General features: G+C 38.2%; 5 protein-coding genes. 4 read left to right on the top strand and 1 reads right to left on the bottom strand.

What is annotated here, in order from left to right:
- Nucleotides 1–153: 153 nt before the first annotated feature.
- From DL94_RS0111585 to DL94_RS0111570, 4 genes are all read left to right on the top strand, one after another.
- Nucleotides 154–1260 (top strand): replication initiation protein, encoded by a 1107-nt coding sequence (locus DL94_RS0111585; protein ID WP_028130290.1) that lies wholly within the window; start codon nucleotides 154–156, stop codon nucleotides 1258–1260.
- Between the two features lie 188 nt (nucleotides 1261–1448).
- On the top strand, nucleotides 1449–1784 hold the full coding sequence (locus tag DL94_RS0111580) for a hypothetical protein (protein WP_028130289.1): 336 nt from the start codon (nucleotides 1449–1451) through the stop codon (nucleotides 1782–1784).
- Between the two features lie 92 nt (nucleotides 1785–1876).
- Nucleotides 1877–3475, top strand: coding sequence for a MobQ family relaxase (gene mobQ / locus DL94_RS15420; protein ID WP_051586440.1), 1599 nt, complete (start codon nucleotides 1877–1879; stop codon nucleotides 3473–3475).
- 140 nt (nucleotides 3476–3615) lie between these two features.
- Entirely contained in the window at nucleotides 3616–4674 is a 1059-nt protein-coding gene (locus DL94_RS0111570) for a hypothetical protein (RefSeq protein WP_028130288.1), read from the top strand.
- A gap of 200 nt (nucleotides 4675–4874) precedes the next feature.
- On the opposite strand, the gene DL94_RS16605 is transcribed toward DL94_RS0111570, so the two are convergent.
- Nucleotides 4875–4952: a putative holin-like toxin gene (locus DL94_RS16605; protein ID WP_369793727.1), complete on the bottom strand. Its 78-nt coding sequence runs from the start codon at nucleotides 4950–4952 to the stop codon at nucleotides 4875–4877.
- Between the last annotated feature and the right edge of the window lie 521 nt (nucleotides 4953–5473).

The raw sequence follows: 5473 nt of genomic DNA, 5'->3' as shown, positions 1-5473 counted from the left end.
AAAAATACTTTTTTACTTATTAAAAATACTTTTTTACTTATTAAAAAATACATTTTTACTTACTTTTAGTCGAAAAAATACATTTTTACTTATTTACTTATACTTGACCTGTAATGTATTTTTTCATATAATACATTACAGGAGGTGTATTATATGAACGATTTACTGAAAATTGACGAAAACAAGCCCATCAAACAGTCGAACAGGCTCATCGAGGCTAAATATAAGCTGACTAAATACGAACAACGCATGATACTTGCTATATGTTCACAACTTAATACTAATGCCAAGGAGTTTAGCAAAGTGCGTGTCAGCGTTGCTGATATGGCTAAATTCTGTAATTATGAAGAAAAAAAAGGCTATACTCTTGTAAAAAACACAATTATGCGGTTACTCACCAGAACTTTACAGATAAAAGATGAACAGGGGTGGTATGCAACGCACTGGCTACAATCAGCAAGATATATAGAATCTGAGAGCGTTATAGAATACTGTGTAGACGAGCATTTAAAGACAGAACTACTACAGTTAAAACAGGCATATCTTTCTACATCTGCATTGCCCTTGATGGAATTTAGAAGTGATTATACTACAAGATTCTATTTATTGTTAAAGAAAATGTTAAAAGTAAAAGATTTTGAATATGAATTAGATTTTATTCGTGAACGGTTCCAACTTGGTAAATCATATAATATTATACAAAATCTAAAAAGCAGAGTAATTGAACCTGCTATGGCTGAAATCAATGAGAAATCAGATATAAACGTAAAGCACGAATATATAAAGCAAGGACGCTCATATACAAAAATACATTTTACAGTAACTTTGAAAAAAGAAAAATCAGAAGAAGAAAAAATGGAAAATGACATAGGTCAGTTACGGCTTAACGAAAGTTTCTATGAATCTGATGGTAGTGTTGCCGACAGACTTGTAAAACGCGGTGTATCTGCTAAGTCCGCTAAGCAAATCGCAAAAAAGTATGATACTGAACGCATTAACAGAAATCTCAAACTAGCAATCAATCAAAAAGATACTGCTATAAATCTAGGCGGTCTAATAACTACATTCATAAAAGAAGATACGGCAGGAGCAAATATGCAAGCACAAAGAAAAATTGAAGAGCGTGAAAAAGAACGGCTTGCCGATGACCGCCAGGCAAAAGAATTTTTTTACGGAAAAACAGAAGATATAAAAGGTGATTACGCTGAACCTGTAAAGATTAACCGACAAACAAATACAACTTATATTCCAGACATTTAGGAGAAAATCACCTTTGATAACGGTATACCGAAATCAAACTGCCACATGATTTATAATTAAAAATCGCTCATTAGCCACCCAAGTGCTGCGCACATGGGTGGTACTTTTTTGTGCTCATGCAAATTCATAAGAATTTTCGGCACTTTTTTTATGCTACTATTTTTATAGTGATGAAAGGAGGGGTAGCAATGTTTAATGACACGGAATCAGCTATTAGAAATCTTGAAGAACTCACTGTTAAAGTGTCTGATAAGCTGACATACGCAGAACTTGAAGAACAATACAAATTTATTAAAAAAGCAAAAGCTGAACTTCGACAACGGCACAGAGAGATACGCGAAAAACGCAAAAACGCAAAAGCAGACACGGCTTATCGCAAACACAGAACACATCAGCTCATCATGCTCGGTGCAGAGTATGTCAAAGTCTTTGGGGATTTTGATATTGAAAAAGCAACGGCACGGTTCAAGCTAATAAAGCAAAGTGAGTTATTAGAAAAACAGGGTGTAGAAAAAGACGTATAAACCCCCGGAGGGCGCACTTATATGTGACACGGTGTGTCACATGTGCGCCCCTTCGGGGAGGGGCTACACCCCACGAAAGGCAGGTGTTTAATATGGCAATATACTCAAATAACGCTAGTATATGTTCGGGAGCAAAAGGCGGTTCTGCCGTTGCATCGTCTGCTTATCAGTCAGCAGACAAGCTAAAGGATTCGCAAGAAGGGCTTATTAAAAATTACGGACGTAAAGAGCGAGTAGTGGCTAAAGGTATAACAAAGCCCGATAACGCACCAGAGTGGTGTTTAGACAGAGAGAGTTTATGGAACGAAGTGCAGAAAGTGGAAGGAGTGAACGGACAGTACGCAAGAAAGCATCACCTGGCATTGCCGAGAGAACTGTCATTAGAACAACAAGAGCAACTTGTCAAAGAGTATTGTTCTGCGTTCTCGGAAAGCGGTATGGTTTGTGATTGGGCTATCCATCACGACAAAGACAATCATAACCCCCATGCACATATTATGACCACCATGCGCCCGTTTAAAAAAGATGGCTCATGGGGGCAAAAGTCAAAAAACGTAGCAGTAAAAGATAAGAACGGCAAGCCCGTTATAGAAGGAACTTATGCAAACGGCAGAAAAAAATATAAACACAAGTGTGTAAAAATGACAAACTGGGATAGTAAAAAGACTTTAGCGAAATGGAGGGAAGATTGGGAAAAGCTGACTAATGACGCTTTAGAGAAAGCTGGCTCAGACGCTCGTGTTTCTGCAAAAAGCTACAAAGACCAGGGAAAAGACTATTTAGTACCCACCGAACACCTGGGCCCTGCCGTTTCTGCTTTAGAGAAAAAGGGTATAAAAACAGACAAAGGAAATTACAACAGAGCAGTAAAAAAACATAATGAAGAAGTATTAAAATACATTTCAGATACTAATGATTTAGAAAAAAATATTATAAATGCGGAGGTAATCTATTATGGAGAATCAAGAAATGAACTTAACGCCGTTATTACGGAGAATGTGCGAGAAAGCGAAAACGGACAAAACGGAAGAATATCTTTACTCAACAATTCCAAATTCGTTAATTTGCAGAACTTGTCAGAAAGCAGTTTGGATTCGGAGCGAGAGATACCAAACAACGCAGGAACAGGAGATAATCAAAGTTATTTGTCCCAGCTTGCATGGTGTTATACTAGAGATAGAATTACACAAAATAATGAACGACAAGCAACAGAAAGCAATGAGAGAACAAGAGATAATCAAAGATTGCAGTCTGTATCAGCCAATTCTGATTCAAAATTAAATATAAATCAATCCGAAAAAGTTTATCCGAACTGGGAAACGGCAGTTGCAGAAAATCCTGCAATTAAAAATCAGCAAAAAACTGTAGCTAATACTATTTTTGATAAAGCATTAGCAATGAAAAATTATAAAATACCCGACAAACATAAAAACTGGAAAATGATTGACGCAACTTTAAAAGTAACGCCAATAAAAGTAAAAGATAATAAAGCTATACCGTGCATTACAATACCGACTTTGCCGACAATCTTCAAAGCAATGTTCAGCGAGTACAAAATGCCGAATCATGGCATTAGTATTAGGTTTGCAGAATTATCATCAGCGATAAAATCAGCGGCATTAAGCAAAGATTACGACAGAGTTTTTGATTTACTTAATCAAATGAAAACTCTTGCAGAAAATGTAAGATAATTGTCACAGGAAGAAGAAGTTATTTTCTTCCTCCTGTTTATAATACTAACTTATTAAGTTAGTATTACGTATTGATTTATTTTTCGATATGCGTTATACTAACCTTATAAGTTAGTGTAAAGAAATGAGGTGTGTTTAAAATGGAAGATTTTAATATCGAAAAGTATTGGCAACAGGTTGATGATGTTATTGACGGATTCCCCAACGCTAATGTAGCACACTATGAACCCATAGAGTATGACGCATACGGTCAGCTTGCGCGTGGCTCTAAGCAGATTGTCTATGTAGATTCCAAAGAAAGCGCAGAAAAGCTGAAGGAATTACTCTTGCAAATCCCGAATCGCCGTGCGCTAAAAGTCAAGATAGCTACTGTCGGTGATGGTGTAGTTGTGTTAAGTAAAACACCTGCTGCGCATTCGCGCAGGCTTACTGCGGAGCAGGTGTTAAAGCTGATTGCTAAAGATATAAAAAATGCCGATAATCTGGGAGCACTTGGAAAAAAACTGATAAAATCTCTAAAATCATTAAGAAAAGTCATGCAAGATTTTGCTAACAAAAACGGTGCCAACGCACCGTGTATCGTGCGTAGCCGTTCTGGTTACGCCCATCGAGTACAGTATTTTGATGGACTGCTCGGAAAGCGCAAGCAGATTAACATTGGCGATGTACTGATTTTTGTACTGCTGGACGGTGTTGGCGGTGTTACTGTATCAACACCGCCACGGCGGTCTGTACGAACAGACCGCATTGCGATGTTGGACGATGTTGAAATTGTAAGATGGGGGCGTAGCACATCTATCTATGACGCAAAGAAAGTTGACGAACAGGCTTATCAGAAAGCCCTGGCAAAAGCATGGGAGCGCGGTGCAAAGCCTGCAAGGAAGAAACCTCAAATCGCCACAGAAGTAGCCCCAAAAACAAAAACACAGACGGTTACTGAAAAGCCTAAAGCTGATTCAGAATTAAAAAAGGCTCAAAAAAGATTTTTAAAAATACTTAAAGAAACGGGGGATTACGGCTATACATCTGATACTCCAGAATCTGTTGCAGAAATGACAATGGAAGAACTATTGAATAGTGCTGACTGCCAGCGTGACAATCATGCGAATTGTGGGGGGGATGACAAAAGCGAAGAATACGAATATAAAGCCATGAAAAAATATGAGCGTTTCATAGCTAGATTCAAGACAAATCCCTAATAGTAAGGGCGAAAGCCCTTTACAATGCATGATACTAACTTATTAAGTTAGTATCATGCATTGTGTTATCCAATTTATTGCTGACAATATGAAAACGTGCTAAAATTAGGCATAGAAAGCGGTCTGATGTTAGCCCGTCAGAACCGCCGTTCGTTAAAAACTTGGGACGTTCGTCAAAGCGAAATCAAACGGTTGGACTGCTATTTAAGCAGAGCCAGGAGCGTCACAACAAACTGAAGGAAAGCCAGCATAAGTGCTAACTTCTCATAAGTAGTCATGGCATCACCTCCCCGTGAACGGGGAACCGACCATCAGACCGCATTAGTAGTATAGCATTGTGTTGGCTATTCTTCAAACCTTTTCGTGATACTAACTTATTAAGCTAGTATCACGAAAAGACGAATTATCAAAAGCCACGAAAATGGCCTGTAAAGGCCATCTCCAACGAAGGTAGGTGTTAATCTATAACTAAGAGGTCAGAACGCCCCCATAGCAACGCTAAACGGCAGTATCTGACGGAAGGAAAGCCCCCCTTCCTCTTAGTCAGATGGCAATAAGGCCGAATGGCCGTCAATCGCCAAGAAAAAGACTTATCAGCAACGTGCCCCAGATGGTGCGTATATAAGAGTTATCCACAATATATAATGAAGGAAACTTGATGGGTATGCAGTATGTTGTTGTTTTATATGTAACAAATGTAATAATATGTCGGAACGCGCCAGCCCAGTCCTGGCAAGGGTTCGCGGAGTCGAAAAAATACTTTTTTACTTATTAAAAATACTTTTTTACTTATTAAAAA

This window comes from Selenomonas sp. AE3005, from assembly GCF_000686945.1.
Taxonomy (GTDB): Bacteria; Bacillota; Negativicutes; order Selenomonadales; family Selenomonadaceae; genus Selenomonas_A.
This window is presented reverse-complemented; position numbering and strand designations above follow the sequence as displayed.

What these genes read in the sequence shown, in the direction of transcription:
- DL94_RS0111580 (WP_028130289.1), top strand. Translation starts at nt 1,449, where the DNA reads ATGTTTAATGACACGGAATCAGCTATTAGAAATCTTGAAGAACTCACT.
- DL94_RS16605 (WP_369793727.1), bottom strand. Translation starts at nt 4,952, where the DNA reads ATGACTACTTATGAGAAGTTAGCACTTATGCTGGCTTTCCTTCAGTTT.
- DL94_RS0111570 (WP_028130288.1), top strand. Translation starts at nt 3,616, where the DNA reads ATGGAAGATTTTAATATCGAAAAGTATTGGCAACAGGTTGATGATGTT.
- DL94_RS0111585 (WP_028130290.1), top strand. Translation starts at nt 154, where the DNA reads ATGAACGATTTACTGAAAATTGACGAAAACAAGCCCATCAAACAGTCG.
- mobQ (WP_051586440.1), top strand. Translation starts at nt 1,877, where the DNA reads ATGGCAATATACTCAAATAACGCTAGTATATGTTCGGGAGCAAAAGGC.